The organism is Amycolatopsis sp. NPDC051061 (assembly GCF_040682935.1).
Lineage (GTDB): Bacteria > Actinomycetota > Actinomycetes > Mycobacteriales > Pseudonocardiaceae > Amycolatopsis.
The window spans coordinates 14,203-39,831 of sequence record NZ_JBFBBZ010000010.1 but is presented as its reverse complement, the minus strand read 5'-3'; the positions used below and the strand labels follow the sequence as shown (position 1 = coordinate 39,831).

At 73.9% G+C, this 25,629-nt stretch carries 32 protein-coding genes and 1 pseudogene; 19 read left to right on the top strand and 14 right to left on the bottom strand.

The window, feature by feature from the left end:
* Positions 1 to 3: 3 nt before the first annotated feature.
* Positions 4 to 453, bottom strand: coding sequence for a hypothetical protein (locus AB0N03_RS15640; protein WP_364371133.1), 450 nt, complete (start codon positions 451 to 453; stop codon positions 4 to 6).
* 132 nt (positions 454 to 585) lie between these two features.
* Between AB0N03_RS15640 and AB0N03_RS15635 the strand changes: the two genes are divergently transcribed.
* Together AB0N03_RS15635 and AB0N03_RS15630 are read left to right on the top strand one after the other, a co-directional pair.
* The gene (locus tag AB0N03_RS15635) at positions 586 to 1,767 is read left to right on the top strand and encodes a histidine kinase (protein ID WP_364371130.1); all 1,182 of its coding nucleotides are present in this window, start codon (positions 586 to 588) and stop codon (positions 1,765 to 1,767) included.
* A gap of 16 nt (positions 1,768 to 1,783) precedes the next feature.
* Positions 1,784 to 2,434 carry a response regulator transcription factor gene (locus AB0N03_RS15630; RefSeq protein WP_364371127.1) on the top strand — a complete coding sequence of 217 codons (651 nt, stop codon included), beginning with the start codon at positions 1,784 to 1,786 and terminating at the stop codon, positions 2,432 to 2,434.
* On the opposite strand, the gene AB0N03_RS15625 is transcribed toward AB0N03_RS15630, so the two are convergent.
* The gene (locus AB0N03_RS15625) at positions 2,327 to 2,875 is read right to left on the bottom strand and encodes an RDD family protein (protein ID WP_364371124.1); all 549 of its coding nucleotides are present in this window, start codon (positions 2,873 to 2,875) and stop codon (positions 2,327 to 2,329) included. The two genes, AB0N03_RS15630 and AB0N03_RS15625, sit on opposite strands and share 108 nt — an antisense overlap.
* A 157-nt stretch (positions 2,876 to 3,032) precedes the next feature.
* Here AB0N03_RS15625 and AB0N03_RS15620 point away from each other — a divergent pair, with 157 nt between their 5' ends.
* Positions 3,033 to 4,700, top strand: coding sequence for an alpha/beta fold hydrolase (locus AB0N03_RS15620; protein WP_364371121.1), 1,668 nt, complete (start codon positions 3,033 to 3,035; stop codon positions 4,698 to 4,700).
* Here the strand turns inward: AB0N03_RS15620 and AB0N03_RS15615 are convergent.
* Both AB0N03_RS15615 and AB0N03_RS15610 read right to left on the bottom strand, forming a co-directional pair.
* The gene (locus AB0N03_RS15615; RefSeq protein WP_364371119.1) at positions 4,681 to 5,469 is read right to left on the bottom strand and encodes a DUF3592 domain-containing protein; all 789 of its coding nucleotides are present in this window, start codon (positions 5,467 to 5,469) and stop codon (positions 4,681 to 4,683) included. The two genes, AB0N03_RS15620 and AB0N03_RS15615, sit on opposite strands and share 20 nt — an antisense overlap.
* Positions 5,435 to 6,079: a hypothetical protein gene (locus tag AB0N03_RS15610; protein ID WP_364371116.1), complete on the bottom strand. Its 645-nt coding sequence runs from the start codon at positions 6,077 to 6,079 to the stop codon at positions 5,435 to 5,437. The genes AB0N03_RS15615 and AB0N03_RS15610 overlap by 35 nt, the downstream gene beginning before the upstream one ends.
* Before the next feature lie 184 nt (positions 6,080 to 6,263).
* On the opposite strand from AB0N03_RS15610, the gene AB0N03_RS15605 reads away from it, so the two are divergent.
* Together AB0N03_RS15605 and AB0N03_RS15600 are read left to right on the top strand one after the other, a co-directional pair.
* On the top strand, positions 6,264 to 7,460 hold the full coding sequence (locus tag AB0N03_RS15605; RefSeq protein ID WP_364371113.1) for an amidohydrolase family protein: 1,197 nt from the start codon (positions 6,264 to 6,266) through the stop codon (positions 7,458 to 7,460).
* Between the two features lie 137 nt (positions 7,461 to 7,597).
* The gene (locus AB0N03_RS15600; RefSeq protein WP_364371110.1) at positions 7,598 to 10,345 is read left to right on the top strand and encodes an AAA family ATPase; all 2,748 of its coding nucleotides are present in this window, start codon (positions 7,598 to 7,600) and stop codon (positions 10,343 to 10,345) included.
* Here AB0N03_RS15600 and AB0N03_RS15595 read toward each other — a convergent pair.
* Positions 10,310 to 11,119 (bottom strand): alpha/beta hydrolase, encoded by an 810-nt coding sequence (locus AB0N03_RS15595; RefSeq protein ID WP_364371107.1) that lies wholly within the window; start codon positions 11,117 to 11,119, stop codon positions 10,310 to 10,312. The genes AB0N03_RS15600 and AB0N03_RS15595 overlap by 36 nt on opposite strands.
* 44 nt (positions 11,120 to 11,163) lie before the next feature.
* Here AB0N03_RS15595 and AB0N03_RS15590 point away from each other — a divergent pair, with 44 nt between their 5' ends.
* On the top strand, positions 11,164 to 11,769 hold the full coding sequence (locus AB0N03_RS15590) for an SGNH/GDSL hydrolase family protein (protein ID WP_364371106.1): 606 nt from the start codon (positions 11,164 to 11,166) through the stop codon (positions 11,767 to 11,769).
* Positions 11,770 to 11,779: 10 nt separating this feature from the next.
* Positions 11,780 to 12,196, top strand: a complete 417-nt coding sequence (locus tag AB0N03_RS15585) for a hypothetical protein (protein ID WP_364371103.1) — start codon at positions 11,780 to 11,782, stop codon at positions 12,194 to 12,196.
* A gap of 2 nt (positions 12,197 to 12,198) precedes the next feature.
* Here the strand turns inward: AB0N03_RS15585 and AB0N03_RS15580 are convergent, their stop codons facing one another.
* A complete protein-coding gene (locus tag AB0N03_RS15580) occupies positions 12,199 to 12,450 on the bottom strand; it encodes an iron-containing alcohol dehydrogenase (RefSeq protein WP_364371658.1) in 252 nt (83 codons plus the stop codon).
* A gap of 81 nt (positions 12,451 to 12,531) precedes the next feature.
* Between AB0N03_RS15580 and AB0N03_RS15575 the strand changes: the two are divergent.
* Positions 12,532 to 12,743: pseudogene (locus AB0N03_RS15575) on the top strand (hypothetical protein); the annotation flags it as partial.
* A 26-nt stretch (positions 12,744 to 12,769) separates the two neighbouring features.
* On the opposite strand, the gene AB0N03_RS15570 reads toward AB0N03_RS15575, so the two are convergent.
* Both AB0N03_RS15570 and AB0N03_RS15565 read right to left on the bottom strand, forming a co-directional pair.
* Positions 12,770 to 13,879, bottom strand: coding sequence for an MFS transporter (locus AB0N03_RS15570; protein ID WP_364371100.1), 1,110 nt, complete (start codon positions 13,877 to 13,879; stop codon positions 12,770 to 12,772).
* Between the two features lie 164 nt (positions 13,880 to 14,043).
* Positions 14,044 to 14,193 carry a hypothetical protein gene (locus tag AB0N03_RS15565; protein WP_364371097.1) on the bottom strand — a complete coding sequence of 50 codons (150 nt, stop codon included), beginning with the start codon at positions 14,191 to 14,193 and terminating at the stop codon, positions 14,044 to 14,046.
* Positions 14,194 to 14,276: 83 nt separating this feature from the next.
* On the opposite strand from AB0N03_RS15565, the gene AB0N03_RS15560 reads away from it, so the two are divergent.
* The 3 genes from AB0N03_RS15560 (at position 14,277) to AB0N03_RS15550 (ending at position 15,590) form a co-directional block, all read left to right on the top strand.
* Entirely contained in the window at positions 14,277 to 14,780 is a 504-nt protein-coding gene (locus tag AB0N03_RS15560) for a hypothetical protein (RefSeq protein ID WP_364371094.1), read from the top strand.
* A 51-nt stretch (positions 14,781 to 14,831) separates the two neighbouring features.
* Positions 14,832 to 14,993 (top strand): hypothetical protein, encoded by a 162-nt coding sequence (locus AB0N03_RS15555; protein ID WP_364371092.1) that lies wholly within the window; start codon positions 14,832 to 14,834, stop codon positions 14,991 to 14,993.
* A gap of 93 nt (positions 14,994 to 15,086) precedes the next feature.
* Positions 15,087 to 15,590, top strand: coding sequence for a hypothetical protein (locus AB0N03_RS15550; protein WP_364371090.1), 504 nt, complete (start codon positions 15,087 to 15,089; stop codon positions 15,588 to 15,590).
* A gap of 76 nt (positions 15,591 to 15,666) precedes the next feature.
* Here AB0N03_RS15550 and AB0N03_RS15545 read toward each other — a convergent pair whose 3' ends face one another.
* The 4 genes from AB0N03_RS15545 to AB0N03_RS15530 all read right to left on the bottom strand — a co-directional run bounded on the left by AB0N03_RS15545 (position 15,667) and on the right by AB0N03_RS15530 (position 17,753).
* A complete protein-coding gene (locus AB0N03_RS15545; RefSeq protein WP_364371087.1) occupies positions 15,667 to 16,422 on the bottom strand; it encodes a ZIP family zinc transporter in 756 nt (251 codons plus the stop codon).
* A 122-nt stretch (positions 16,423 to 16,544) separates the two neighbouring features.
* Positions 16,545 to 16,838, bottom strand: a complete 294-nt coding sequence (locus AB0N03_RS15540; protein WP_364371084.1) for a hypothetical protein — start codon at positions 16,836 to 16,838, stop codon at positions 16,545 to 16,547.
* 103 nt (positions 16,839 to 16,941) lie between these two features.
* Positions 16,942 to 17,418, bottom strand: coding sequence for a DinB family protein (locus AB0N03_RS15535; RefSeq protein ID WP_364371081.1), 477 nt, complete (start codon positions 17,416 to 17,418; stop codon positions 16,942 to 16,944).
* Between the two features lie 38 nt (positions 17,419 to 17,456).
* Complete coding sequence (locus AB0N03_RS15530) at positions 17,457 to 17,753, bottom strand: methyltransferase domain-containing protein (protein WP_364371078.1); 297 nt, start codon at positions 17,751 to 17,753, stop codon at positions 17,457 to 17,459.
* Positions 17,754 to 17,818: 65 nt separating this feature from the next.
* Here AB0N03_RS15530 and AB0N03_RS15525 point away from each other — a divergent pair, with 65 nt between their 5' ends.
* From AB0N03_RS15525 to AB0N03_RS15500, 6 genes are all read left to right on the top strand, one after another.
* Positions 17,819 to 18,403: an XRE family transcriptional regulator gene (locus AB0N03_RS15525; protein ID WP_364371075.1), complete on the top strand. Its 585-nt coding sequence runs from the start codon at positions 17,819 to 17,821 to the stop codon at positions 18,401 to 18,403.
* 178 nt (positions 18,404 to 18,581) lie between these two features.
* Positions 18,582 to 19,487: an ATP-binding cassette domain-containing protein gene (locus AB0N03_RS15520; RefSeq protein WP_364371072.1), complete on the top strand. Its 906-nt coding sequence runs from the start codon at positions 18,582 to 18,584 to the stop codon at positions 19,485 to 19,487.
* Complete coding sequence (locus AB0N03_RS15515; protein WP_364371069.1) at positions 19,484 to 20,245, top strand: ABC transporter permease; 762 nt, start codon at positions 19,484 to 19,486, stop codon at positions 20,243 to 20,245. The genes AB0N03_RS15520 and AB0N03_RS15515 overlap by 4 nt, the downstream gene beginning before the upstream one ends.
* Positions 20,245 to 21,312: a streptophobe family protein gene (locus AB0N03_RS15510; RefSeq protein ID WP_364371067.1), complete on the top strand. Its 1,068-nt coding sequence runs from the start codon at positions 20,245 to 20,247 to the stop codon at positions 21,310 to 21,312. Before AB0N03_RS15515 ends, AB0N03_RS15510 begins: the two co-directional genes overlap by 1 nt.
* Positions 21,309 to 22,004: a response regulator transcription factor gene (locus AB0N03_RS15505; RefSeq protein ID WP_364371655.1), complete on the top strand. Its 696-nt coding sequence runs from the start codon at positions 21,309 to 21,311 to the stop codon at positions 22,002 to 22,004. Before AB0N03_RS15510 ends, AB0N03_RS15505 begins: the two co-directional genes overlap by 4 nt.
* Positions 22,001 to 23,437 (top strand): HAMP domain-containing sensor histidine kinase, encoded by a 1,437-nt coding sequence (locus tag AB0N03_RS15500; protein ID WP_364371064.1) that lies wholly within the window; start codon positions 22,001 to 22,003, stop codon positions 23,435 to 23,437. Before AB0N03_RS15505 ends, AB0N03_RS15500 begins: the two co-directional genes overlap by 4 nt.
* Before the next feature lie 3 nt (positions 23,438 to 23,440).
* Here the strand turns inward: AB0N03_RS15500 and AB0N03_RS15495 are convergent, their stop codons facing one another.
* A complete protein-coding gene (locus AB0N03_RS15495) occupies positions 23,441 to 23,644 on the bottom strand; it encodes a DUF5808 domain-containing protein (RefSeq protein ID WP_364371061.1) in 204 nt (67 codons plus the stop codon).
* Between the two features lie 110 nt (positions 23,645 to 23,754).
* Positions 23,755 to 24,051 (bottom strand): winged helix-turn-helix domain-containing protein, encoded by a 297-nt coding sequence (locus AB0N03_RS15490; protein WP_364371058.1) that lies wholly within the window; start codon positions 24,049 to 24,051, stop codon positions 23,755 to 23,757.
* A gap of 185 nt (positions 24,052 to 24,236) precedes the next feature.
* Here AB0N03_RS15490 and AB0N03_RS15485 point away from each other — a divergent pair, with 185 nt between their 5' ends.
* Positions 24,237 to 25,169: a TerC family protein gene (locus tag AB0N03_RS15485; RefSeq protein WP_364371055.1), complete on the top strand. Its 933-nt coding sequence runs from the start codon at positions 24,237 to 24,239 to the stop codon at positions 25,167 to 25,169.
* Positions 25,166 to 25,543 carry a bacteriophage spanin2 family protein gene (locus AB0N03_RS15480; protein WP_364371053.1) on the top strand — a complete coding sequence of 126 codons (378 nt, stop codon included), beginning with the start codon at positions 25,166 to 25,168 and terminating at the stop codon, positions 25,541 to 25,543. Before AB0N03_RS15485 ends, AB0N03_RS15480 begins: the two co-directional genes overlap by 4 nt.
* Positions 25,544 to 25,629 lie beyond the last annotated feature (86 nt).

Sequence of the window (25,629 nt, the reverse complement as noted above, 5' to 3'; positions counted from 1 at the left end):
CGCTCAGGCGTCCCGGTTCACCACGCGCAGGATCAGCCACTGGTCGAACCACGCTCCGGCCGTGGTCACGACCAGCATGACGAGGCCGAGGATCAGGTGCGTGTAGCTGTGCAGCGGCGCCGCGCTGTCGGTCAGCTTCGTCAGCCCGACCTGCAGCCCCAGCCGCAGTGCGAAGAGCACGGCGACGAGGGCGAGCGCCTGCTTGCTGCGCCACACCGCGCGCAGGTACTTGCGACGCCGCGACAGCAGCGTGAACCACAGCGTCAGGTGCACGGCCACCAGTACGAGGGGCAGGAACACCACCCACGAATACCGGTCGCTGAACTGCAGGCTGAAGTCGTTGCTGGCCACCAGCAGGCCGACGAGCACGAAGTACCAGCCCGGCAGGCCTTCGATCTTCCCGGGCTTCGTTCCGGTCTCCACTTCGGCCTCTCGCATCAGGAATCGGTTCATGCTCCGAGCCTTCCGGGAACGACGGCGGGAGCGATCAACCGGCGGTACGAGATCACGCCGCCGTCTCGTACCCAGGTACGAACTCTCACCGCGAAGGGAGCATGGGGACGCCGGGTGGGGCACCATCGGCAGATGACCTTCGCCGACCACCCGGGGATCCCGTGGACCGGCCGCCGCGGCCCCCTGGTGGCCGAAGCGGTCGTCCTCGGCGTGCTGGTGGTGCTCGACATGGTCTTCGCGGCCCGGGCCATGCCCGGGCAGAGCCAGCTCGTCACCGTCGCCGCCGAGTTCGCGCCGGGCGTCGGCCCGGTCGTGGCCCTGCTGGCCGTGCTGCGCCGCCGGTTCCCCGACCACATCGCCGCGCTGGCCACCGCCGTCTCCGGCCTTTCGCTGCTGGGCTCGGTGGTCGCCGCGGCCCTCGCGACGGCGGGAGCGCGGCTCCCGCCGCAGCCCGGCGCGGCCGAAGCCCTCGCGATCGCGCTGGTGGTCGGGGCCTGCTGCCACCGGCTCCCACCCCGGACGGCCGCGATCCAGGCGGTGCTCGGCGGCGCCGCCGCCACCCTCGCCCCGATCCTGCGCTACGGCACCGGCTCCCCCGCCGCGCTCTACGCGGCCGGCGCCGCGGTGGTCTGGGGTGGCGCGCTGGCCGGCGGGCTCGTCCTGCGCGACGCCGAGGTCCGTCACCGCGTGGACGTCCTCGAACTCCGGTCCGCGGAACGGCTCCGGCTGGCGCGCGAGCTGCACGACCTCGTCGCCCACCAGATCACCGGGATCGTCGTGCGCGTGCAGGCCGCGCACCGCGTCGCCGAACGCACGGGCGGCGACACCGCGACCTTCGCCGAGCTGGAAACGGCGGGCGCGACAGCGCTTTCCGCGATGCGCCGGCTCGTCGGCGCGCTGCGGACCGGCGACGAAAGCCTCTTCGTGCCGCCCGCCGACCTCGCCACCGCCGTGGACCGCGCGGTGCCCGACGACGACCGCATCCACCTCGACGTCAGCCCCGATCTCGCCACGCTGGCCGTCGCGCCGGAGGTCGTCACCACCGCGCACCGGCTGCTCACCGAGTCGCTCACGAACGTCCGCCGGCACGCGCCCGACGCCGCCGAGGTCCGGGTGTCCGTCCACCACGAACCTTCCGGCGAACTGCGCGTCGAAGTGGTCAACGACGGTGCCACCCGGCCCGCCCGCCGGGGCGGCTACGGCCTGCTCGGGATGGCGGAGCGGGTCGCGGCGGTGGGCGGTACGGTGCAGGCGGGACCGGCGGAAGGCCGGCGCTGGCGCGTGGTCGCGCGGCTGCCGCTCGAACCCGGCTGAGGCGAGGGGAGACCGGGTGCCGACGCGAGTGCTGATCGCCGACGACCAGGCGATGGTCCGCGCGGGGTTCCGGCTGATCCTCGAAGGCGAGCCGGACATCGAGGTCGTCGGCGAAGCCGCCGACGGCGACCAGGCCGTGCGGCTGGCCCGCGAACTGCGTCCGGACGTCACGCTGATGGACATCCGGATGCCCGGTGTGGACGGCCTGCGCGCCACGGAACTGCTGGCGGGCAAGGGAGTTCCGGACCCGCTGCACGTCGTGATGGTCACGACGTTCGGGCTGGACGAGAACGTGCACGCGGCCCTGCGCGCCGGTGCCTGCGGGTTCCTGCTCAAGGACGCCGGGCCGAACCTGCTCATCGAAGCCGTGCACGCGGCCGCCCACGGCGAAGCCCTCGTCTCCCCCGCCATCACCACGCGGCTGCTGGCGCACTTCACGCGGGCCGGTTCCGCCCGCGCCACCGAGCCCGCGAGCCCGCTCACCCCGCGCGAGCTCGACGTCGTGAAGGCCGTGGCGCGCGGCGAGACGAACGACGAGATCTGCCGCTCACTCGTGGTTTCACTGCCGACGGTCAAGACCCACATCGGCGCGGTCAAGCGCAAGCTGAGCGCCCGCAACCGCACCGAGATCGCCATCTGGGCCTGGGAAAGCGGCTTGACCCGCTGAGCGTGGTACGCGTACGACGACCGTGCGCGCCACGACGTCGCCGAACCGCTGCCGTCGGCGCGTCACCAGCATCACCACGATCCCCGCGAGCCCCCACGCGAACCCGTCGACAAGCATCAGCAGGTCGCGGACGACGAACGCGCCCAGCGACGGGTGGCCGCCCTCGATGGTCTGGATCCGCAGGCGCAGCCAGCGCATCGCCGGCGTCTGGCCGCTGTGCCGGTAGGGCCACCACACGTTGACGAACACGAGACCGAGGAAGTCCAGCGCGAGCATCGTGTAGAGGACGACCTTCAGGAACGTCAGCAGGGCCAAGCCGTGTGGGTGGAACAGCCAGACCACCGCGATCGCGAGCAGCAGCATGGGCACGAAGACGAGCAGCTCGTCCAGCAGGAACTGCACCAGGCGGCGCCCGACGACGCCGAGTCCCGGACGGGTCATGCACCCATGATCTCGGTCCCGGCGCCCGGGCGCGCGCTGAGCCGTCTCATACCCGGGACCGAGCCGCGGGCCGCGACTTCGTCCTCCGGGCTGATCACCGGTGGCCGCGACCGGGCCAGGCTCGGGCGCACCCCACCCGGCGACGGAAGGACCCCCGGTGCGCATCTCCCGGACAGGACTGGCGGCCGCGACGGCGGCCCTCTTCGCGGCCTCGATACCCGCCGCGGCCGCGGACCCGCTCACGCCGTACACGACCCAGCAGCTCCAGTGGGGCGACTGCCCGTTCAAGCCGGCCACCGACGACGCACCCGTGCAGTGCGCGCTCGTCACCGTGCCGCGCGACTGGGCTAATCCGGCCGCGGGTACCGACCTCCAGGTGTCGATCAGCCGCGCCGCCGCGACCGGCGAGCGACGCGGCGCGATCCTGCTCAACCCGGGCGGGCCGGGCGGCCAGGGCACGCCGCTGGCCGGGTCGTTCGCCACGCTCGAGCCGTCGGTGCACCAGCTCTACGACTTCGTCGGCATGGACCCGCGCGGCACCGGGCACGCCGGCACCGACGACAAGGGCTTCCAATGCCAGGTCCCGGTCGGCCGGCTGCCGCAGGGCCTCCTCGACGCGCGCGACCGTTCGGCGGCGAGCGTCGCGGCGCACCAGCAGGTCCCCCGGGCCACCGCCGAGGCGTGCCAGAGCGACGCGGTCGCGCCGTACGTCACGACGTGGCAGACCGCGCACGACATGGACCTGGTGCGCACGCTGCTGGGCGACGAGAAGCTGAACTACCTCGGCTACTCCTACGGCACGTGGCTCGGCGCCAAGTACGCGTCGCTGTTCCCCGAGCACACCGGCAAGGCGGTGCTGGACTCCAGCGTGAACTTCGAAGGCCGGCTGCAGGCCGACTTCGAGGCGTTCCCGGTGATCGACCAGCGGCAGTTCGACGACGTCTACGTGCCGTGGCTGGCCCGGAACTTCGCCGCGCAGCTGGGCGGGACGCCCGCGGAGGTCAAGGCGAAGTGGGAGCGCGTCCGTGCCTACTACGGCAGCCACGACGTCTCTCCCGACACGTTCGACAGCATCTTCGTCGGCAACGGCAGCGAAATCCAGTGGCTGCTCGGCGCGCTGGTGTTCCTCCAGGGCGCAGCTGCTCTCGACGGGACGTCCGCCACTCCCCCGGCGAAGCTGGCCGACTCGATGGATGCCGTGTCGCGCAAGGCGTTCGGCGTTCCGGCCGCGGCGCTGACGCCGGAGCGGGTGGCCGCCGCGGCGCCGGACTACACCCAGCGTCCGGGCACCCGGTTCGCCGTCGCGTGCGGGGACCAGGCGACCCGCTCGGCGGCCTGGTACCAGGCGCTCAGCGACCGGCAGGGCCCGCGGTACCCGCTGTTCGGCTGGGCCTACGGCCTCGGCGAAACCTGCGGCTTCTGGTCGGACCAGCCTCAGCACGGGCTGCCGGACGTGCCGGCTTCGGTGGCGAACAACATTCTGGTGGTGCAAGGAGAATTCGACCCGCAGACGGGGTACGAGCAGGCGTCCGCGGCAGCGCGGTCGGCCCGGGTTCCGCTGGTGTCGGTCGACGATTCGCCGTTTCACGGCCAGTACGCGCTGGCGGGCGACCCCTGCGTCGACGGTCTCGTGAACGTGTTCCTCACCAAGAACTCCCGGCCCGGCAGCACGACGTGCCCGGGTGTCCCGCTGATCGGCGAGGACCAGGTGTACCCGGTCGCCGGGCCGGTGCGGAGCGCGCCGCCGTCCGTCCGAACGCGACTCTCTTCGGACAGCGCTGTGCGCACGCGGGTCCGCGACGAGGTCAGCGCGATGAACCGGTGACGGTGCGTTCGGCCGCCGGAACCAGGAAGGGCCCGCCGCCGGGGCCCTCGCGGAACAGGACGCTCAGGTTCGCGCCGGTGCCGGCGACCCAGGCGGGCCGGCGCGGCCGGTCGCTCAGCGCCGCGACACCGAAGGCGTGGGCGCCGCGGGCGGTGACGGTGGTGCCGTCGTCGTAGCGGATCTCGAGGTCCGGTGCGTGGTGGTCCTTCTCGGCGATGCGCCGGTGCGGGACGACGGTCACGACGGCGGGGCGCCACCCGGTGCGGCGGGCGGCGCCCCGCCGCCGTGCCCACCGGATCCGGCGCAGGACGGCGATCGGCAGCGTCACCCCGCCGGTGAAGAGCAGGAGTCCGCCGAGGGTGCTCACGACCGCGTTCTCGTTCGGTTCGTCGACCGTGCGGACCCGGTCCGGGCGGACCGCGTCCGTGACGACGGTGACGTGGTCGCCGGCTTGGTAGCGGCGGCCCGAGGTCACTTCGACCCGCGCTTCCCGAGGTGACCCGGCGAGTGCGTAGCGGACGGTGAGCACGTACGCCTTCCGAACCGAGTGAACGGACACCACGGAACCGTCGCCCCGCACGCCGGTGCGCAGGAGTTCGTCCGCGGCCCGGTCCAGCAGGATCGAGAGCGCGATACTTCCGCCGAACACCGCGACGGCGGCCACCAGCGCGAAGGTCCAACGCCGGCCACCGGCACGAAGGCGGCGCATCCCCGCCGCCGCCGGATTCGTGGTGTCACCGGCGGGCGGCTCGCGCCCGATTTCCCCCATCCGCCGATGGTAGGCCGGTCCGCCCGCTCCGGGCGAGCACGATCGCGGCAATCACCGTCCACACCATCGACAGCACCCGGCCCACCGGGAGCAGGACGCTCGCGTAGTAGAAGGCCAGGGACAGCACCGAAAGCGTCGCCAGGCCGCCGGCGGCGTACCCGAACCAGCGGGTCGGCGCGCCGGCCAGCCCTTTCGCGGCGATGACCACGAAGACGCCCAAGGTGACGACGTTGACGACCCCGCCGGCGTAGAAGCTGCCCAACCGCAACGCCTGGACGGTCTCCAGGGACGCCGAGCCGGCGACGATCGTCAGGACGACGGTGAGCGCGCTCGAAACCAGCATGGCCAGCACGGAGACGGCGGCGACCACCATGGCCGGCCGGCGGGAGACCGACCGGGCGAAGACGGCGAAGCCGAGGACGGACAAGACCTGAAGCCCGGCGACGACCAGCGCGGCGGCGGGGCTGGCGCTGTAGTACGCCGCGACGTCAGCGGCCGACGCGTCGGGCAGGGGCAGGCTGCGGTCGCCGAGTGCGGTACCGGCGAAGGTCACCGTCAGGTAGGCGAGCAGGAAGACGGCGGCCCCGGTGATCGCGCGCGGTGCGGACATGGTGGCTCCTCTGAGGTCGGGCGGAATGGTTGCTCGACCTTCCCGCGGCAACGCCTGTGTCCGCGTCGGCGCAGAAGCGGCTTCGGGCCTACGTAACCGGACGTACGCCCAGCGCGGATCTCCGTACCGCGTCTCCGTACTTGCCCCGACGTGCCCGCCGCCGGAACGGGCGATCGTGGCCCGCATGACGAATCAGCTTGTGGTCACCGAGCGGCGCAGGCTCACCGCCATCCGCGCGGCTCGGTTGTTCGATGGTGCGGGCTCGGCCTTCGTCGCCGACCCGCTGGTGGTGCTCGACGGCGCCACGATCCTCGGCGTCGAGTCCGGCGGGACCGCGCCGGACGGAGCCGACGTCCTCGACCTCGGCGGGGCGACGCTCCTGCCCGGGCTGGTCGACACGCACGTCCACCTCGCCTTCGACGCCAGTTCCGAGCCGGTCGCCCGGCTCGCCGCGCGGAACGACGAGCAGGCGCTGGCCGCGATGGCCGAAGCCGGGCGGGCGTCCCTGCGGGCCGGCGTCACCACCGTGCGGGACCTCGGGGACCGCGGTTACCTCTCCCTGGCCTTGAAGAACCGCGCGGACCAGCCGACGCTCGTCGCCGCCGGGCCGCCGATCACGAGTCCCGGCGGGCACTGCCACTTCCTCGGCGGGGTCGCGGACGCGAGCGAGGCCGGGGTGCGGGCGGCGGTGCGCGAGCACGTCGAACGCGGCACCGACGTCGTCAAGATCATGGCCAGCGGCGGGACGATGACGCCGGGCACGCGCCAGGAATGCGCGCAGTTCGACCGGGACGTCCTGCGCGCCGCCGTCGACGAAGCGCACCGGCACGGGCTGCCGGTCACCGCGCACGCGCACGGCACCTCGGCCATTGCCGACGCCCTCGCCGCCGGCGTGGACGGCATGGAGCACGTGAGCTTCTGGTCCGCCACCGGCGTCGACCACTCCGAGGAGCTGCTGCGCGCCGTCGTGGACCAGGGCGTGGCCGTCGGGGCGACGGTCGGCATGGTGCCGGTCGAAGGCCTCGCTCCCCCCGAGGAGCTCGCCCGGCGCATGCCGGGGGTCATCGCGAACTACCGGCGGCTCGTCGAGCTCGGTGCGCGGATGGTCGCGGGCACCGACGCCGGCATCGCCCCGGTGAAACCGCACGGCGTGCTGCCGTGGGCGCCGCTGATGCTGCGCCAGATCGGCCTGTCGCCGGCCGACGCGCTGCGGGCGATCACCTCGGTCGCGGCGGGGGTGTGCGGGCTCGCGCACCGCAAGGGCCGCGTCGCGCCCGGCTTCGACGCCGACCTGCTGGCCGTGGACGGCGATCCGCTGGCCGACCCGCGGGCGCTGCTGCGGGTCCGTGCGGTGTGCGCGCGAGGGAGGTGGATCGCGTGAAAAAGTTCCTGAAAGCCCTGGTCGCCGGCCTGGCTCGGGCCGCGTGGTTCCCGGCGCCCATCTGGCCGGCCGGACCGAAGTTCCGCTGGCCCGGCGAACCACGCTGAACCGGCCCGGGAGCCGTATCGTTGCTGCTCATGGAGCGGGGCTTCGTCGGCCGGACCGGCGAGCTGGACCTGCTGCGCGCCCGCCTCGAGGAGGCACGGGCCGGGCGCGGCGGGCTCGTGCTCGTCGTCGGCGAGCCGGGCATCGGCAAGACCGGCCTGGCCCGCGAGCTGGCCCGCGACGCCGAGCGGGCGGGCGTCCCGGTCGGCTGGGGACGCGCGAGCGACGACGAGGGCAGCCCGCCCTACTGGGTCTTCCGGCAGCTCGCCCGCTCCCTGGACCGGCCATTCCCGACCGGGGACACCGGCGGCTCGGCGGAGGCGCGGTTCGCCGCGTTCGAAGCCTTCGCGGACGGCCTGCGCGAGGCGGCCGCGCCGCACGGCCTGCTCGCGGTGCTCGACGACCTGCAGTGGGCCGACGCGGCGTCGCTCGCCCTGCTCGTCCACCTGGCTCGCGACCTCGACCGGGCGCCGGTGCTGCTCGTGGTGACCTACCGCGACACCGAGGCGACCGGCCGGGAGGCCCTCACCGCGGCGCTGGCGGCGCTGGCCCGCGAGCCGGTCCTGACCCGGATCCGGCTGGCCGGGCTGACCGACGCCGAAGTCGTCGAGAAACTCGGTGGGGTCGCCCCCGAGATCGCCACGCTGGTCAGCCGCCGCTCGGGCGGCAACCCGTTCTTCGTGAGCGAGCTGGCCCGCCTGGCCGGCACCGCCGGGGACGCGCTGCCGGACGGCGTCGTGGACACCGTCCGGGCGCGGCTGGCCCGGCTGGGCGAGCCGTGCCGCGAGCTCGTCGCGACCGCGGCCGTGCTCGGCCGCGACGTCGACCCGGCCGCGCTCGCCGACGTCCTCGACCGGCCGGCGGCCGACGTCCTGACCGACCTCGACGAGGCCGCGGACGCCGGCATCGTCACGGCGGGAAGCTTCAAGCACGACCTGATCCGCGAGTCCGCGGCCGCCGGGCTGCCGACGGCGGCGCGGCTGAGGGCGCACGCCAAGCTGGCGGCGTGGCTCGAGCGGCGGGACCCGTCCCGGACGTCGGAGATCGCCCACCACTGGCTGGAGTCGCTGCCCGTCGGCGACGCGGCGCGCGCCACGCTGTGGGCCGAGCGGGCCGGCGACCAGGCGCTGGCCCAGCTCGCCTGGGAACGGGCGGCCGAACTCTATCGGCGCGCGTTCGACGCGGCGCCCGCCTCCGCCGCCGACCGGGCGCGGCTGCGGCTGCGGGAAGGGATCGCCCACCTGCGCGGCGGCGAGATCGAGCGTGGTTCGCGGGTCCTGGAAGCCGCCGCCGACGCGGCGCGCGACGCCGGCGACCCGGCCGTGCTGGGCGAAACGGCGCTGGCCATGGAAGGCCTGTCGGACCCCTGGGGCAGTTTCGACGGGGCCAAGATCGCGCGGGAGGCGCTCGCCGCGCTCCCCGCCGGCGACGATCCGCTGCGCGCCCGGCTGCTCGCGCTGCAGGCGGGCGAAGCGGGATTCCTCGGCGGCGACGAAGCCGAAGCGGTGTCCGCCGAGGCACTGGCGATCGCCGAGCGGCTCCGCGACCCGGACGTCCTCTGCTCGGCCCTGCGGGCCCGGCAGATGGTCCGGTCCGCACCCGACGGCGTGCGCGAGCGGCTCTCCCTCGCCCACCGCATGATCGCCCTCGGCGAGGACGGCGACGACGCAGATGTCGTGCTGTGGGGCCGGTTGTGGCGGTTCGACGCGCTGCTCATGCTCGGCAGGCTCGGGGAGGCCGAGCAGGAGCTCGACGCGCTGCGGCTGCTCGCCGAACGCCTCCGCCGCCCGCTCGCGCGGTGGCACCACCTGCGCAGTTCCGCCACGCTCGCCATCGCGCGCGGGCGGTTCGACGACGCCGTCGAGGCGCTTCAGCGGAGCTTCGCCCTCGTCGCCGACCGGGCGCACATGTCGCTGCAGGGCGTGCCGATCAGCGTGCTGGCCTCCATCGCGGGGCTCACCGGCCGGGCCGGCCTGGTGACGCCCGAGATGGAACGCATCTTCGCCGAAAACGCCCCGCCGTTCGTCGGGCTGCTGCACGCCGCGTGGCTGCTGCACGCCGGCGACCGGGACCGGGCGGGCGAGCTCTACCGCCGGGCTTCGGTGCCCGGCCCCGTGCCGGTACCCGCGACGCTGCCCGTGGCCGCCGCCACCGTGGAGCTGGGCGCGGAGTTCGGGCCGCCCGAGGCCGTCGAGCGGGCGGCGGCGCTCCTGCGTCCGCACGCCGGGCTGTTCGTGACCGGCGGCGCGGGCTCGATCCTCGTCACCGGCTCGGTCCGCCGCTACCTCGGGCTCGCGGCCGCGTCCGCCGGCCGGCTCGACGAAGCGGTCCGGGAGTTCAAGCTCGCCGTCGTGGCCAACGACGAAGCCGGTACGCCGCCTTACGCGGCGCTGGCCCGGTTCGGGCTGGCCAAGGTGCTGGCGCGGCGCGCCCGGCCGGGCGACGCCGACGAAGCTCTCGGGCTCGCCGCGTCCGTGTCGGCCACGGCCGATCGGCTCGGGATGGCGCCGCTTCACCGGGAGGCCGACGCGCTGTCGGCCGCGCTGCGCGGCGACACGCCGGGCCCGTTGACCCGCCGGGAACGGGAGGTCGCCGCGCACGTGGCCGACGGCTTGACGAACAAGCAGATCGCCGCCCTGCTGCACATTTCCGAGCGGACGGCGGAAAGCCACGTGCAGCACGCCCTCACCAAGCTCGGCTTCACGAACCGGGCGCGGATCGCGACCTGGGTGACGGCGAACGGGTCAGCGCGGGACCAGCGACAGCACGGCGTCGAGTAGTTCGGGTCCTTCGAGCAGCACGGGGTCGTTGTGGTCGGCGTCCGGGACCTCGACGAGCCGCGCCGACGCCGCCGCGGCCACCTCCCGGCTCTGGGCCGGCGGGACGACCGAGTCCCGGCCGCCCAGGACCACCACCGTGGGGACGCGCAGGCGGGCGACCTCGTCCCGGACCGGGAACCGGTCGCGCAGCAGCAGCCGCACCGGCAGGTACGGGTAGATCTCGGCGCCGACGGCGGCGAGGTCCACGAACGGCGACCGCAGCAGCAGCCCGGCCGGCGGGTGCTCGAGGGCGAGTTCGGCCACCACGGCACAGCCGAGGCTTTCGCCGTAGAAGAGGAGCCGCTCCGACGGCACGCGCCGGTCCTCGACGAGGAAGCGGTAGGCCGCGCGGACGTCGAGGGCCAGGCCGGCTTCGTCGGGGTCGCCGGGATTTCCGCCGTAGCCGCGGTAGTCGAACACCAGCACCGCGAGCCCCGCCTTCGCGAGCTTCGCGGCGAGCGGCGCCCGGCCGGCGCGGTTGCCGCCGTTGCCGTTGGCGACGAGGACGGTCGCCTTCGGGGCCGATCCGGTGGGCCGGACGAACCAGGCGCCCAGCTCCAGGCCGTCGGCGGTGCGGAGCCGGACGTCCTCGGCTCCGGGCGGGACGGGCACCGGCGTCGTGTCCGGCAGGTAGATCAGGCGGCGCTGGAAGATCCAGACGAGCGCCAGGACCAGGACGACGACCAGCACCAGCCCCAGCAGCACTCGCACCACCACGGTCTTAGTCAAGCGCACCCACCCGGGGAAACAACGACGCGGTTCGGACGTTGTAGAGGTCGATGAGCATTCTCCGATTCTCCGTCCTCGGCGACTCCTTGGCAGCCGGCGTCGGCAGCGCACGCGCCGAGGACACGCTCGGGCAGCGCCTCGCCCGGCGGCTGCGCGCGGCGGGCCACGCCGTGGACCTGCACGGCTTCGGGGTACCGAGAGCACGATCCGACGATTTGGAACGCCAGGTCGGCGCCGCGCTCGGCACCGGCGTGGACCTGGCGCTGATCGTGATCGGGACGAACGACCTCGCGAGGTTCGTCCCACCCGCGGTCGCGGCCGGCCAGTTGCACGACGCGGTGGCCCGGCTGGTCCGCGCCGGCGCGCGGGCCGTCGTGGTCCCGGCGCCGGACCTGGGGATCGTCTCGTGGGTGCCCGGGGCGTACCGGCAGCTGGTCTCCGCGGCGAGCGGTCAGTACGCGCAGGCCCAGGCCAACGCGGTCATCCGGGCGGGCGGCTCGGTGGCGGCTCCCGGCCCCGAGCTCAGCGCCCGCTTCGCCGCCGACGCCACGCTGTTCTCGGCCGACCGGTTCCACCCGTCGTCCGCCGGGTACGGGCTGATCGCGGACGCCTTGGCGCCCCACGTGCTGGCCGTGGCGGCCGATCTCGCCGCGTAACCTCGCGCTCATGACCGCGCTACCGAGCATTCCGGTCCTGGTCCGCACCTGGTTCGGTGACGACGGCGCGTGGGCCGCCCTGGCCGAGGAGGCCCGGACACCCAGCGAAGACGGCTTCCTGGCCAACGTCACGCCGGTGAGCGACCCGGCGTTCGAAGGCCTGAGCGTGGCAGCGTTGCGGGAGAAGCAAACGGCCGGGCCGATCGTCTCCTTCCTCGCCGACGAGAAGACCCTGACCGATGCCGAGCGCCCCATCCTGGCCGTGTGGGTGCTTCCGCGCCGGGACGGCGACGAGCGCGACCTCGAGCCGTTCCGGGTGGTGCCCGCCGAGTTGTGGAGCGTGGAGAACAACATCAACCTGGCGAACATGGACTGGGCGGACTTCACCCGCTCGGCGGGCGCGGACGGCGTCTTCCGCGGGTTCTGACGTCAGTACACCGAGCGCAGCAGCGCGGCCACCTCCGCCTCCGACGGCAGGCGCGGCGCGTTCTTGGTGACGCCGAACCGTTGGTCTCGGCGCCGGTGCCGGCCGTGGTGGGCACCCGTCGACGGGTTCGGGCCGACGTCCTCGTGGACGGCGTGCTCGATCCCGGCCGCGGCCAGGATCCGCTCCACGCGCTCGACGATCCCGGTGGCCCGCAGGCCGCGGTCGGTGACGACGAACACCCGCGCGTGGCCCAGGGACGCGACGAAACCGGGCAGCTCGGCCAGGACGCCGGGCCCGTGTTCGGTGCGGCCGGTGGGTTCTGGCCCGTCCCCGCGGTCGGGGTGTCGGCGCCGATCCGGGACTTCCGCGGCCGGGTCGTCGCCGCGCTGAACGTCTCCGCGCCCGCTGAACGTCTCCGCGCCCGCTGAACGTCTCCGCGCCCGCCGGACGGCTCGGCGAGCGCCTCGACGCCGCGGGCCGCGTCACCGCGGAAGCCGCCGAGCGGGTCTCCGCGCACCTCGGCTGGGAAGCACGCCCGAAACCGCCGCCACCGCCCGGCTCACCTGAGCCGCTTCAGGCCGGCCGGCCGCGCAGGAACAGCGCCGATCCCGCGCGGGCCACCGTGACGTGCCCGCTGACGACCTGGCCGAGCAGGATCGCCAGGACCAGCAGCAGCGGCACCCGCCACGAGCCGGTCTGCGTGTACAGCCAGCCGCAGGCCAGCACGCCGACGCCGGCGACCAGGTAGCCCACGCCCTGGACCACGGCCGACAGCGCGGGCGAGTCGTCCGCGCTGCGCACCGAAATCGTCGTCAGGGCGAACGCGAGCGACCCCATGCCCAGGCCGGTCACCCCGGCCCACAGCCAGGGCGCGGCCGCCGGGGCGACGAGCAGGCCGGTCACCCCGACGACGTTCGGGAGGGCCAGGACGACCACGAGGAGCGTCTGGTTCGGCCACCGCCGCGTCCAGCCCGGCACCAGCCACATCATCGGCAGCCCCAGCGCCATCGACAGCGCGAGGCACGCGCCCGCGGTCGCCGGGGAGACGCCGGCGTCGCGCAGGATCCCGGGAAGCCGGCCCATGATCAGGAACGTCACCGTCGAGACCAGTCCGAAGTAGACGGTCAGCGCGTACGGCCGCACCTTCCCGGACGCCGCGCGCGGCACCCGGAGCTCGCCGGGGGTGCGCTGCCACAGCTGCTGGGTCAGCACCGCCGCGACCGCCCACAGGCCGAGGCCGACCCGCCACGACGACGACGTCACCGCCGCCGGAGTCACCAAGGCCCCCACCGTGCTGCCCAGCCCGAGCCCGAGGGGGTAGGCGGCGGACCCCCGGGCCAGCAGCGGCAGCACGGTACCGAGCACGGCGAGGGACAGGCACGCCAGCACCGTCCCGACCAGCAGCAGCGCCGAGCCGCCCAGCACGCGCCCGGCCAGCGACGACGCCAGCCCGACCAGGGAGACGGTGACCGTCCGGTGCGTTCCGACGCGGCCGTAGAGCCACGGCGCCGCCCAGCCGCCGAGGCCGATCGCCCACAGCGGCAGCGCGACGAGCACCGCGGCGGTCAAGCCGCCGGCGACCGAGACGTCCGGCAGGGCGGCGCCCAGGCTCGTCACGGCCGGCCGCAAGTTCAGGGCCAGCGCGAACACCACGACCGCGGAAACGGCGGTACCACGAGACATCGCTCCTCCTCGCCGTCGAGGGTCCGGAGCCCCGGGCTCTGTGAGCAATGCTCCGTGGCCCGAGCGCGTCAGACATCCGTCACGTGACGGATGTGGGACTTCCCGCCCGCGGCGGCTGCAGGTGCGGATGCACGGCCGGAAAGCGCTTCCTCCACAGTGGATGGTCAGCGGGTCGGGTGGGCACCGCCGGTGACGTGCAGCGTCCGGTCGGTCAGGTGCCGCGCTCTCTCGGAAGCGAGGGAGTACGTCATCTCCGCGATGTCGCGGGGCGGCCCGCCCGGCCGTGGTGGGTCGCGGCGATCAGGATCGCCCACCGACGCCGACCTCCCCCGTGAGAGTGGCCGGCCGATACCTCGGCGGGAGGCCGCGGCGCTCCCGCCCGGCACAGACTCGGCACATGACCGCATCCGTCGTCGTCCGCCCGCAGCGGTGGGCCGTCCTCGCCGCCCACGCCGTGCCGCTGGTCACCATGCCGTCCGGGATCTGGCGGCTCTTCCTCGCCGCCGGCGTCGATCTCGGGCTGCGGCCCTATCACGCGATCGGGTTCGGCGAAGCCGGCTACATCGTCGGGCTGAGCGTTGTGTCCGAAGCACTGGCCCTGCTCACCCTGGGCCTCGTCCGGCCGTGGGGCGAGCGCGTCCCCCGGTGGATCCCCCTGCTCGGCGGCCGCCGGGTCGCGCCGTACGCGGCGATCGTCCCGGCGGCCGCCGGCGCACTGGCGCTGGCGGTGATCTGGGCGTACGCCTTCCGCGACTTCCCCCGGTTCGGGGCCGTCGCGTTCGCCGATCCGGGCTGGCACGTCCTGCTCGTCGCCTGTTACCTGCCGCTGCTGCTCTGGGCGCCGCTGCTGGCCGCCGTCACGTGGGCGTACTGGCGGCGCCGCCGGGCCGGGCAGGTGTAGCCGCCGGGCGGACCGGGTACCTCTCCGCGCACATCCTCGGAGGGAGCTGACATGGGAATTCTCGTCGGACTGCTGGTGATCTGGGCCGTCCTGGCCGTTCTCGGCATCGTCATCAAGGGACTCTTCTGGCTGATCATCGTCGGCGCGGTGCTGTTCGTCGCGACCGCGGTGATCGGATTCGTCAAGCGGGAGGCCCTCAGCCGCCGGCACTGATCTTTCGGCCGCCGAAACGGCCGACATCACGTTTTCGCGCCGGGATTGGCCGTTCATTGAGCGGCTCACCCGAAAGCGTGCTATTCGATCACTATGACCGAATCACCGAACTACCCGAACTATCCCGAATCCGCCGCCGCCGGCCAGCCGCCGGCTGCTCCCGCCCGGCCCGGTACGGTCGAAGGCGCTTTCTGGGCGTTCATCGCCTCGACCGTCATCGGGCTCGTCGGCGGCTTCCTGATCTTCGCCAGCCGCGACGCGATCGCCGACACGTTGCGCAATTCCAACAAACAAAGCGGCGGCAGCCTGACCGACGCGCAGATCGACCAGGCCGTGACCCTCACGATGATCATCGCGCTCGTGATCGCCGTGATCATCGCCGCGCTCTACCTGCTGTTCGCGTTCAAGCTGCGCGCCGGCCGGAACTGGGCGCGGATCGTGCTGACGGTGATCACCGCGCTGCAGCTGATCTCGCTGCTGGCCGGGCAGAGCACGATCCTCGGCTTCGTCAGCGTGGTCGCCGCCGTCGCCGGCGTGGTGCTGTCGTTCATGACGCCGTCCAACGCCTACTTCTCCGCCGGCAAGGTGGTCCGCTAGGACGATCGGACCGGGCCCGCGGAACCGCGGCGGGCCCGGTCCGGCTCGCGGACGACCGTCCAGGCGCCCGCCACGGTCAGCCGCCGAGGTGCTCGATCACGAACGCCGTCAGGAAGCCCAGCGTCGCGAGTAGGCCGGTGTACAGCTCGGTGCGTTCGAACGCCTCCGGGATCATCGTGTCGGCGATCATGGCCAGGATCGCCCCGGCCGCCACCGCTGTGATCGCCGCGATCGTGGCGGGCGGCGCCGTCCGCAGCAGGACGTTGCCCAGCAGCGCGGCGGCGGCGCTCGCGAGCGCGATACCGCCCCACACCCCGAAGACGTAACCCGCGCCGCGCCCGGCCAGCTTCATGCCCGCCGCGCTGGACAGGCCCTCCGGGACGTTCGAGATGAACACCGCCGCCAGCACCGCGACCCCCACTCCCCCGCCGCCGAGCAGGGACACGCCGAGCACGACCGACTCGGGCACGCCGTCGAGCAGCGCCCCGACCGCGATGGCCGCGCCGCTGCCCGCACTGTCCTGTTCGGACGGTTGCTGGCCGCCGGAACGCTTGCGGTGCCGGGCTCCCCGGCGCGCGAGGACGACGTTGATCGCGACGTACACGACCGCGCCGCCGAGGAAGCCGCCCGCGGTCGGCCCGAGGCCGCCGGCGCGCTGGGCCTCGTCGACCAGGTCGAAGGCGAGCGCGGAGATCAGCACCCCGGCCCCGAACGCCATGATCCCGGCGACGACCCGCCGCGACACACGAACCCACCACGCGGCCGCGGCGCCGAGCACCAGCGCGGCCCCGCCGACGAGACCCCACAGTCCCGCTTCCACCCATTGCGGCACGAAAGCCACCCTTCGCCGGAGTCACGATCTTTCCGGGGACTACCCACGCCCGCACTGGTTCAGTCCGCGGGATCGGCTCAGGTGGCAGGCGCCGGCCGTCGAACACGCGCAGCGCCGAAGGGTCAGCGACCGTCCCACGGACGGCCGGCCAGCAGGTTCGTCACCCAGCGTAGTGCGGTCTCGCACAGCGCAGCTTCGACGCCGCGCCGGTGGGCGACCACGTCGTCGTCGCACCAGAGCATCAGCGCCGTCGCGCCGCCCGCCGCCGGGGTCAGCCCGACCACCCAGCGCCGGCCGCCGAGGGCGAGGACCCGCTCGGCCGTGCTCCAGCGCCCACGGGAGCCGGTCACCGTCCACGCCGACATCCGGGCGAGCTCCGCGACCGTCCTCGCCCCGCTCTCGTTCCGGCCGTTCATGCCGCCACTGTCGCACGCCGGGACCACCGGGACCGGGAGGCCGGAGCTTGACACCGGCCTCCGGCGCGAGCGGCAAACCCGCGCATCCCGCGCCCGGTGTTTCCTACCGGCCCGTGCTGCCGTCGATCAGCTCGCGCAGGATGTCGGCGTGGCCGGCGTGGCGGCCGGTTTCCTCGATCAGGTGGACCAGCGCCCAGCGCATCGACGGCGGCGCGTCGCCGGGGCGGGCCACCGGCTCGGCCAGATCGGTGCACGCGTCGATGACCACGTTGGCTTCCTCGACGGCGGCCCGGTAGCCGGCCAGGAGCGCGGCGGCCGTCTCCTGTGGACGCGGCCGGAACGTACCGGGCCAGTCGGCCGTGCGCTCGCCGAGGAACGTGAAGCGTTCGACGTGCGTCAGGTGCCGCACCAGGCCCAGCAGCGACGTGCCCGACGGCACGCCGGGCGTGCGGACCTGCGGTTCCGGCACGCCCTCGGCCTTGGCGGCCACCGCGGCGCGCAGCTGGTCGAGGAACCCGCGCAGCACGTCCTTCTCGTCGGGGCCGGTCCGTGGGGGTGGGGTGTCCCGTCGGCGGGGCATGGTGAGTCCTCCTCGGTGGGTTCAGCGGGTGCGGCGGATCAGCAGCACGTGGGGAAGGTCGCGGCCAGGTCGTGCCGCTCGGCGGTGACCCGGTCGCTGAGCCCGAGGTCCCGCGCCCGGTCGGTCAGGCGCGCGATCGCGACGCCGGAGATGTCGGCCGCGGTCACGCGCCGGCCGCGGCGGGCGAGCCACAGCGTGTCCCCGCCGGCGCCGCTGCCCAGGTCGAGCGCCGCGCCCGGCGCCAGGCCGGCCACGACCTCGGCGAGCCGGACGTTCGCGCGGGGATCGGCTCGCGGCGTCGCGTAGTGGCCGTCCCGGAATTCGGTGGTGGTCATGAGCCCACCGTGCGCGGGGCGTGCCGAGGTGGCACGGTCTCTTGCGGTTTCGGCAAGATGGCCGCGTGACCGACGACTTCGAGGACGTCCTGCACGCCGTCGGCCCGCGGCTGCGGGCCCTGCGCCGCAACCGCGGCCTGACGCTGGCCGAGCTCGCCGTCACCACCGGGGTGTCGGAGAGCACGCTGTCCCGGCTGGAGAGCGGGCAGCGGCGGGCCACCCTGGAGCTGCTGCTGCCGCTGGCCCGCGCCTACCGCGTCCCGCTCGACGACCTCGTCGGCGCGCCCCGCACCGGTGACCCGCGCGTCCACCTCACCCCGCTGCACCGCCACGGCATGACGTTCGTGCCGCTGTCGCGGCGGCCGGGCGGCATGCAGGCGTACAAGATGATCATCCCGAGCAGCGACCCGCCGCTCGAGCCGGACCACCGGACCCACGACGGCCACGAGTGGCTCTACGTCCTCCACGGACACCTGCGGCTGGTCCTCGGCGAGCACGATCTGGTGCTGCCCCCGGGCGAGGCCGCGGAGTTCGACACGACGCTGCCCCACTGGCTCGGGAGCGCCGACGGGAAGGCCGTCGAGCTGCTCATCCTCTTCGGCCGGCACGGCGAACGCACGCACCTGCGCGCCCGCGCCGAGCGTGCCTGACCGGGTGTCCGGCCGGGTCGCGGTGAGGGCGCCACCGCGTCATTCATCGCGGGCGGGCTGAGCCCGGGATCGATTTCCGGAGAACGACCCGGCCGCGACGACGTCCGGCCGCGAATTTCCCAGAGTTCTCCCAGAACCTCCCAGGAACCGGCCAGGCGGCCGGGCCAGGCTCGCCGCCATGACCACCATCGAAGTGCGCGGCCTGACCAAGCGGTACGGCCCCGACACCGTCGTGGACGATCTGTCGTTCACCGTCGAACCCGGGCAGGTCACCGGGTTCCTCGGGCCGAACGGGGCCGGCAAGTCCACGACCATGAAGATGATCCTGGGCCTCGCCGCCCCGACGCGGGGTTCCGTCACCGTCGGCGGGCGCCGCTACCGCGATCTTCCCGTCCCGCTGACCGAGGTCGGTGCGCTGCTCGACGCCGGTGCCGTCCACGGCGGCCGGAAGGCCTACGACCACCTGCTGGCGCTCGCGGTGAGCAACGGGCTCCCCCGGCGCCGGGTCGGCGAAGTGCTCACCCGGACCGGCCTGGACGGCGTGGCCGGCAAGCGGGCCGGCGGGTTTTCCCTCGGCATGCGCCAGCGCCTCGGCATCGCGGCGGCCCTGCTCGGCGACCCGCGCGTGCTGATCTTCGACGAGCCGGTGAACGGGCTGGACCCCGAAGGCATCCGGTGGATCCGCGACTTCATGCGCTCCCTGGCCCGTGAGGGCCGGTCCGTGCTGGTGTCGAGCCACCTGATGAGCGAGATGGCGCAGACCGCCGACCACCTGGTCGTCATCGGCCGCGGCCGGCTCGTCGCCGACACCGCCGTCAGCGAACTCGTGCGCGGCGAAGGCACCGTACTCGTCCGCACGCCCGACACGGGCTTCGCGCGCCTGCTCGCCACGGCCGGAGCCACCGTGCGCGAAGGCGTCGAGGCTTCGCTGGTCGTCTCCGGCATGACGAGCGGAGAAGTCGGCAAGCTGGCCGCCTACCACGGCGTCGCGCTCGCCGAACTCACCCCGCAGCGCGTCTCGCTCGAAGACGCCTTCATGGAGCTGACCAAGGACAGCGTCGAGTACGAGGGAGCCGTCGCATGAGTTTCGCCCGTTCCCTCCACGCCGAGTGGATCAAGCTCCGCAGCCTGCGCTCGACCTGGTACACCCTGGCGTGCCTGCTCGTGGTCGGGCTCGGCATCACGGCCCTCACCACGAACGCCGCCGGGAGCCAGTACGCCGACGATCCGCGGGCTTGGGATCCCACCGCCTTCAGCCTGAAGTGCTACGTCGTCGCGCAGCTGGTCATCGGGGTGCTGGGCATCCTGGCCGTCACCGGCGAGCACGCGACCGGGCTGATGCGGACGTCCTTGACCGCCACGCCCCGCCGGCACCGGCTGCTGGCGGCGAAGGTGGTCGTGGCCGTCGGCGTCGCCGTGGTGGCGGGCCAGGTGCTGATGTTCACCGCGTTCCTGCTCTGCCAAGCCGTGCTGACCGCGAAGGACGTGCCGCACGCGCGGCTCGGCGATCCCGGTGTGCTCGCGGCCGTGACCGGCGGCGGGCTCTACCTCGCGGCGATCGCGCTGCTCGCGATCGCGCTCGGCACGCTCGTGCGGGCCACCGCGGGCGCGCTGGCCATCCTCGTCGGGATCGTCTTCCTGATGCCCGGCGTCGCGGGCCTCTTCCCGGTGTGGCTGCGCTGGATCTTCCACTACTGGCCGACGCTCGGCCCGGCCGCGGTCCTCACGACGGTCCCCGACCCGGAGTTCCCGCACCCCTGGCTGAACCTGGGCGGGATGTGCCTCGGGGTCGCGGTCGTGCTGGCCGTCGCGTTCGCCGTCTTCCGGCGCCGGGACGTCTGATGCGGGAGGTGGCCCGGGGCCTGGCCGCGGCCGCCGCCGCGCTGCTCGCCATGGCGGGCGTCGCGGCGGCCGGCCTGGCGCTGCTCGGCACCGGCGGCGCCGGGCTCACCGCGGCGGTCGTCGCGCTGGCCGTGGGCGGTTCGGTGGACGTCGAGGCGATGCCGGCGGGCGGGCTCCCGGTCGCCCTGCACGGCGACCTGCACGTGATCCCGCTGGGGGTTTCCCTTGCCGGGGCGGTGGTCCTGGGATGGCTGCTGCTGCGTCGCCGCGACGGCGGGCTGCTCGTCCGCGGCGCCGCGGCGGCGGTGGCTTTCCCGGTGGGGTTGACCGCGATCACGCTGCCGGCGCAGGGAAAACTCGCGCTGCCGACGGGCACCGGTGGGCCGGCGGGCTGCCTTTCCGGCGGGTCGCGCCTCCCGTTGCCCGGCCACCTGGACGCCGGATTCTCCGTGCCCGCCGGACCGGCGGTGCTGGGCGCGATCGGCTGGGCGCTCGTGGTCGTCGGCGCGTGCTGGCTCATCACGCGGTTCCCCGTCGTCGCAACGGTTTTCCGCGTCGCACGGTGGCCGTCGGCCGGGCTCGCCGTGGTGTGCTTGGCCGCCGCCTGGGCGTTCGGCGGCGCCGCGGCGGCCGGGGGTGTCCTGCTCGCCCTCCCCCAGCTGGTGTGGGGTGCCGTGCTGCTGGGTCTCGGCGTGCCGTGGACGGTGGCGACGACGGGCGCGCTCACCTGCGTTCCGGACCTCGGGAACTTCACGCCGGGGTTCTGGGCGTCCGGCGCGCTCCTGCTGGGCTGCGGCATCGCCGTCGCCGTCCGCCGGTCCGGCGGTCCGCTCCGGCGGGCGGCGGTCGTCGCCGCGGTGGCGGGTGGCGGATCGGCCGTCCTGACGCTGCTCTCGCGCGTTTCGGTCGACATCGCCGTGTCCGCGTTCGGCTTCTCGGTCCCGGTCCTGGACGCGCGGCTCACGGCGAACCCGCTGCTCGCCTTCGCGGCCGGCGCGATCGCCGGGTTCGCGGGCTGCCTGCTGGCCGACGCGATCTCCGTATCCTCGCGGGCATGGAAGCGATGACGTCCCGCGGCGGTGCCGAGCGGCTGCTGGTGGTGGACGACGAAGCCACCGTCCGCGAGCTGCTCTCCGCCGCGCTCCGGTTCGCCGGGTTCCGGGTGACGTCGGCGGCGACGGCGGGGGAAGCCGTCGCCGCCGCCACCGCAGAGCCGCCCGACCTGGTGCTGCTGGACGTCATGCTGCCGGACATGGACGGCTTCGAGGTCGTCCGGCGGTTGCGCGAGCAGCGCCGGCCGGTGCCCGTCCTGTTCCTCACGGCGCGGGACGGCCAGGCCGACAAGGTCACCGGCCTGTCGCTGGGCGCCGACGACTACGTGACGAAGCCGTTCGACCTGGCGGAGCTGATCGCGCGGATCCGCGCGATCCTCCGCCGGACCGCGGGCCACCCGGCCGACGTGCTGACCGTCGGCACCCTCGCCCTCGACGGCGAGGGGCACCAGGTGACGCGTGCGGGGCGGACCGTGCGCGTGTCCGCCACCGAGTTCCGGCTGCTGCGTTACCTGATGGAGAACGCCGGCCGGGTGGTGTCCAAGGCGCAGATCCTCGACCGCGTGTGGCGCGACGACTTCGGCGGGGACGCCAGCATCGTCGACACCTACATTTCCTACCTGCGCCGGAAAGTGGACACCGAGGAGCCCAAGCTGATCCACACCGTGCACGGCGTCGGCTACGTGCTGCGGGAGCCCCGGCGGTGAGGCGGCTGTCGCTGCGGGCCCGGTTGCTGCTGCTGACCGCGGGTCTCCTGCTGGCCGGCCTGACCCTCGCCGGCGCGCTGGTCTCCGATCGGCTGGAGCGCTTCCAGCTCGACCGGCTCGACGGCCAGCTGCGCTCGATGACCGAGCTCATCTCCCTCGCCGCGGCCCCGCCGGCCGGGCAGCCCGCCGTGCGTCCCGACCTCCTCGACCCCGCGCTCGACCTGTTCGGCACGCCGTACTTCGTCTACCTGGACGCCGATGGCGCGGTGGCCGGCGGCTTGCACTCCTCGCGGGTGGCCGGCCAGGCGCTGCCGCCCCTCGACGCGTTGCGCACCGTCCCCACCGACGGGACGGCCGTCGACCTGCCGGCCGCCGACGGGTCGGAACGCTGGCGGGCCCTCGCGCGGCCCGCCGTCCACTGGGGCGGGACGGTGGTTTCGGCCGCGCCGCTCGCCGAAGCCGACGCCACGATCACCCAGCTGCGGGTGAGCAGCCTGGTCACCGGGGCCGGGCTGCTGGTCGTGCTGACCGTGGCCGGCTGGTTCGCCCTCGGCCGGGGCTTGCGGCCGCTGCGCCGCATCGAGCACACGGCGGCCGCGATCGCCGGCGGCGACCTCACCCGGCGCGTGCCGGTCCTCGCGCCGCCCCGGACGGAGATCGGGCACCTCGCGGCGTCGCTCAACACCATGCTCGGCCAGCTGGAGGAGGCCTTCGCCGACCGGGCGGCGTCCGAAGCGCGGATGCGCACGTTCGTCGCGGACGTCAGTCACGAGCTGCGCACGCCCCTGTTCGGCATCAAGGGTTCGACGGAGCTCTACCGGATGGGGGCGCTGCCCGAAGCGTCCGATGTGGACGACGCGATGCGCCGCATCGACCGCGAAGCGACCCGGCTCACCGCGCTCACCGAGGACCTGCTGCTGCTCGCCCAGCTCGACGAGGCGCCGGAGGAGCAGCTCGACCGCGCGCCGATGGACCTGCGCACCCTGGCCGGCGACGCCCGCCACGACCTGCGGGCCCTCGATCCGTCCCGCCCGGTCTCCCTGACCGGACCGGGCGGGATCGGGCTGCCGGGCCCGGCCCCGGTCGACGGCGACGAAGCCCGGCTGCGGCAGGTGGTCACGAACCTGGTGGGCAACGCGGCGGCCCACACCCCACCGGGCACGCCCGTCCGCGTCGGCGTCGGCACGGCGGCGGGCCGAGCGGTGCTCGAGGTGGCCGACGAGGGCCCGGGCATGACGGCCGAGCAAGCGGCGAAGGTGTTCAACCGGTTTTACCGGGCCGACCGGTCCCGGACCCGGTCCGGTGGCGCGGACGCGGGTCTGGGGCTGTCGATCGCCCGGTCGCTGGCCCGGGCGCACGGCGGCGACGTCGAGCTGGAGACCGTCCTGGGTGAAGGCGCCTGCTTCCGGCTCGCGGTGCCGCTGCTGGAGTGACGGTCAGCGCCGGAAGTAGCGCAGCGGGTGGGCGACCCAGTAGAAGTTCAGGTCGTAACCCCAGCCGAACGACTTCGGGGTCCAGAACCGCCGGTCGGCCGGGTTCCAGACGCGGGCCCGGAACCGCTTGGCGCTCGGGCGGCGCCAGTCGTACGGGACGCCGGCCGCGTGTCCCTGGGGTTCGATCGGCTCTTCGGGTCCGGCCATCGTCATCACCTTCCCCGACCAGGGTGTACCCGCGGGTGATCAGTGGTCAACCGGCGGTGCGCTTGATGACGAACACGGCGCACCGGCGCGACCTACGACATCGACGGCGGTCAGCGGTTCGGCTGGTGACCCGGAACCGGGCCGAGAGCCTCGACCAGCTCCGCCACCCGGTGGTGCGCCTCCAGCGGGTGGCGCAAGCGGCTTTCCGGGTGGATCGTGTAGTGGTTGCGGCGGCCCACGCGGTCGCGCTCGACGTAGCCGTCCGCGATCAGGTCCGCGAGGATCAGCTGCACGCCACGCTCGGTGATGCCGACGCGCTCGGCGATGTCGTGCAGCCGGTGGTCCGGATCCTCCGCCAGGCACAGCAGGACGTGCGCGTGGTTGCTCAGGAACGTCCACGTGGCCATGGGAGCAGCTTAGCCGTCCACACTTGACAGACGAAGCGCAGTTCGTCATTCTGGAGGAGACGGAGGGGAGTACCCGCCCGGTCCGGCATCGTCAATCCGGCTGCCACTGCGCAGACCCGGTGCCGGCACCACGTTCGCGTGGTCGGGGAGACCTCCGGTTCGCCACCGAACCGGAGGAATGTGCTGTGACCGTCCCCTTCTGGGCCTGGGCCGCCGTGCTGGGCGTCATCCTGCTCATGCTCGCGGTCGACTTGTTCGCCCACCGCAAGGCGCACGTCGTCGGCGTCCGCGAAGCGCTGACGTGGTCCGGCGTGTGGGTCGCGCTGGGCGTCGCGTTCGGTGCCGTCGTGTGGTGGGTCTGGGGCGCGGAGCTCGCGGGCCAGTACTTCGCCGGGTACGTGATCGAGAAGTCCCTGGCCGTCGACAACGTCTTCGTGTTCGCGATCATCTTCGGCTACTTCGCCGTGCCTCGCGAACACCAGCACCGCATCCTGTTCTACGGCGTCATCGGCGCGCTGGTCTTCCGGGCGGTGTTCATCGCCGCCGGGTCGGCGCTGCTCGCCAGTTTCGCCTGGATCCTGTACGTGTTCGGCGCTTTCCTCGTCCTGACCGGCATCCGGATGGCGGTGCACCGCTCGGAGTCCGTGGACTACGACCAGAACGTCGTCCTGCGGGTCTTCCGCCGGATCGTGCCGTCGACGGAGGTCCACCACGGCAAGAAGTTCCTCGTCCGCGAGGCCGGCCGCTGGGTGGCGACGCCGCTGCTGGCGGTGCTGGTGCTGATCGAGGTCACCGACATCGTCTTCGCGGTCGACTCGATCCCGGCGATCTTCGCGGTGACGCAGGAACCGTTCCTGGTGTTCACGTCGAACGCGTTCGCCATCCTCGGCCTGCGCGCGCTGTACTTCCTGCTCGCGGACCTCATGCACCGGTTCGTCTACCTCAAAATCGGCCTGGCGCTGGTCCTCGTCTGGGTCGGCGTGAAGATGCTGCTGCTGGAGATCTGGAAGATCCCGACGGGCCTCTCACTGGGTGTGGTCGGCCTGATCCTCGCGACGGCGGTCGTCGCCAGCCTGCTCAAGACGCGCACGGCTTCTCCGGAAGGGAAAACCCGATGAAACGACTCACGACGGCAGCCATCGTCAGTGGCCTCCTGCTGACCCTCACGGCGTGCGGCGTGGCGTCCGAAACCGCGGACCAGGTCGGGAACGCGGCCACGACGGTCGGCGTGTGCACCGAAGCGGTGCGGATCGCCACCGCCACGCCGGATCTCGGCGACCCGCAGGCCGCGGCGGACCGCGCGCACGCGGCCGGCCGGGAGCTGGCGGACCTCGCGGAGCGGGCCGGGAACACCACGGCCGGCGAGGCGATCGGGTCCTTGGCGACCACGCTGCGCGAAACCACGGTCGACGACCTCGTCACCGGCCCCGCGAACTGGGTGCAGCGCAAGACCGAACAGGTCACCGCGCTGACCAAGGCGTGCGGCCTCTGAGCGAACTCCGTGTCCCGGAAGGCATCACGCGTGATCGGACGGGCATCCCGCGTGATTGGCGGGGCATCACCCGGCTCCGGGGCCGG

Excerpts from the sequence above, each read along its gene's own strand:
- AB0N03_RS15640 (WP_364371133.1), bottom strand. The coding sequence starts at position 453 with ATGAACCGATTCCTGATGCGAGAGGCCGAAGTGGAGACCGGAACGAAG.
- AB0N03_RS15635 (WP_364371130.1), top strand. The coding sequence starts at position 586 with ATGACCTTCGCCGACCACCCGGGGATCCCGTGGACCGGCCGCCGCGGC.
- AB0N03_RS15625 (WP_364371124.1), bottom strand. The coding sequence starts at position 2,875 with ATGACCCGTCCGGGACTCGGCGTCGTCGGGCGCCGCCTGGTGCAGTTC.
- AB0N03_RS15615 (WP_364371119.1), bottom strand. The coding sequence starts at position 5,469 with ATGGGGGAAATCGGGCGCGAGCCGCCCGCCGGTGACACCACGAATCCG.
- AB0N03_RS15610 (WP_364371116.1), bottom strand. The coding sequence starts at position 6,079 with ATGTCCGCACCGCGCGCGATCACCGGGGCCGCCGTCTTCCTGCTCGCC.
- AB0N03_RS15605 (WP_364371113.1), top strand. The coding sequence starts at position 6,264 with ATGACGAATCAGCTTGTGGTCACCGAGCGGCGCAGGCTCACCGCCATC.
- AB0N03_RS15600 (WP_364371110.1), top strand. The coding sequence starts at position 7,598 with ATGGAGCGGGGCTTCGTCGGCCGGACCGGCGAGCTGGACCTGCTGCGC.
- AB0N03_RS15590 (WP_364371106.1), top strand. The coding sequence starts at position 11,164 with ATGAGCATTCTCCGATTCTCCGTCCTCGGCGACTCCTTGGCAGCCGGC.
- AB0N03_RS15585 (WP_364371103.1), top strand. The coding sequence starts at position 11,780 with ATGACCGCGCTACCGAGCATTCCGGTCCTGGTCCGCACCTGGTTCGGT.
- AB0N03_RS15570 (WP_364371100.1), bottom strand. The coding sequence starts at position 13,879 with ATGTCTCGTGGTACCGCCGTTTCCGCGGTCGTGGTGTTCGCGCTGGCC.
- AB0N03_RS15560 (WP_364371094.1), top strand. The coding sequence starts at position 14,277 with ATGACCGCATCCGTCGTCGTCCGCCCGCAGCGGTGGGCCGTCCTCGCC.
- AB0N03_RS15555 (WP_364371092.1), top strand. The coding sequence starts at position 14,832 with ATGGGAATTCTCGTCGGACTGCTGGTGATCTGGGCCGTCCTGGCCGTT.
- AB0N03_RS15550 (WP_364371090.1), top strand. The coding sequence starts at position 15,087 with ATGACCGAATCACCGAACTACCCGAACTATCCCGAATCCGCCGCCGCC.
- AB0N03_RS15540 (WP_364371084.1), bottom strand. The coding sequence starts at position 16,838 with ATGAACGGCCGGAACGAGAGCGGGGCGAGGACGGTCGCGGAGCTCGCC.
- AB0N03_RS15535 (WP_364371081.1), bottom strand. The coding sequence starts at position 17,418 with ATGCCCCGCCGACGGGACACCCCACCCCCACGGACCGGCCCCGACGAG.
- AB0N03_RS15530 (WP_364371078.1), bottom strand. The coding sequence starts at position 17,753 with ATGACCACCACCGAATTCCGGGACGGCCACTACGCGACGCCGCGAGCC.
- AB0N03_RS15520 (WP_364371072.1), top strand. The coding sequence starts at position 18,582 with ATGACCACCATCGAAGTGCGCGGCCTGACCAAGCGGTACGGCCCCGAC.
- AB0N03_RS15515 (WP_364371069.1), top strand. The coding sequence starts at position 19,484 with ATGAGTTTCGCCCGTTCCCTCCACGCCGAGTGGATCAAGCTCCGCAGC.
- AB0N03_RS15510 (WP_364371067.1), top strand. The coding sequence starts at position 20,245 with ATGCGGGAGGTGGCCCGGGGCCTGGCCGCGGCCGCCGCCGCGCTGCTC.
- AB0N03_RS15505 (WP_364371655.1), top strand. The coding sequence starts at position 21,309 with ATGACGTCCCGCGGCGGTGCCGAGCGGCTGCTGGTGGTGGACGACGAA.
- AB0N03_RS15495 (WP_364371061.1), bottom strand. The coding sequence starts at position 23,644 with ATGGCCGGACCCGAAGAGCCGATCGAACCCCAGGGACACGCGGCCGGC.
- AB0N03_RS15490 (WP_364371058.1), bottom strand. The coding sequence starts at position 24,051 with ATGGCCACGTGGACGTTCCTGAGCAACCACGCGCACGTCCTGCTGTGC.
- AB0N03_RS15480 (WP_364371053.1), top strand. The coding sequence starts at position 25,166 with ATGAAACGACTCACGACGGCAGCCATCGTCAGTGGCCTCCTGCTGACC.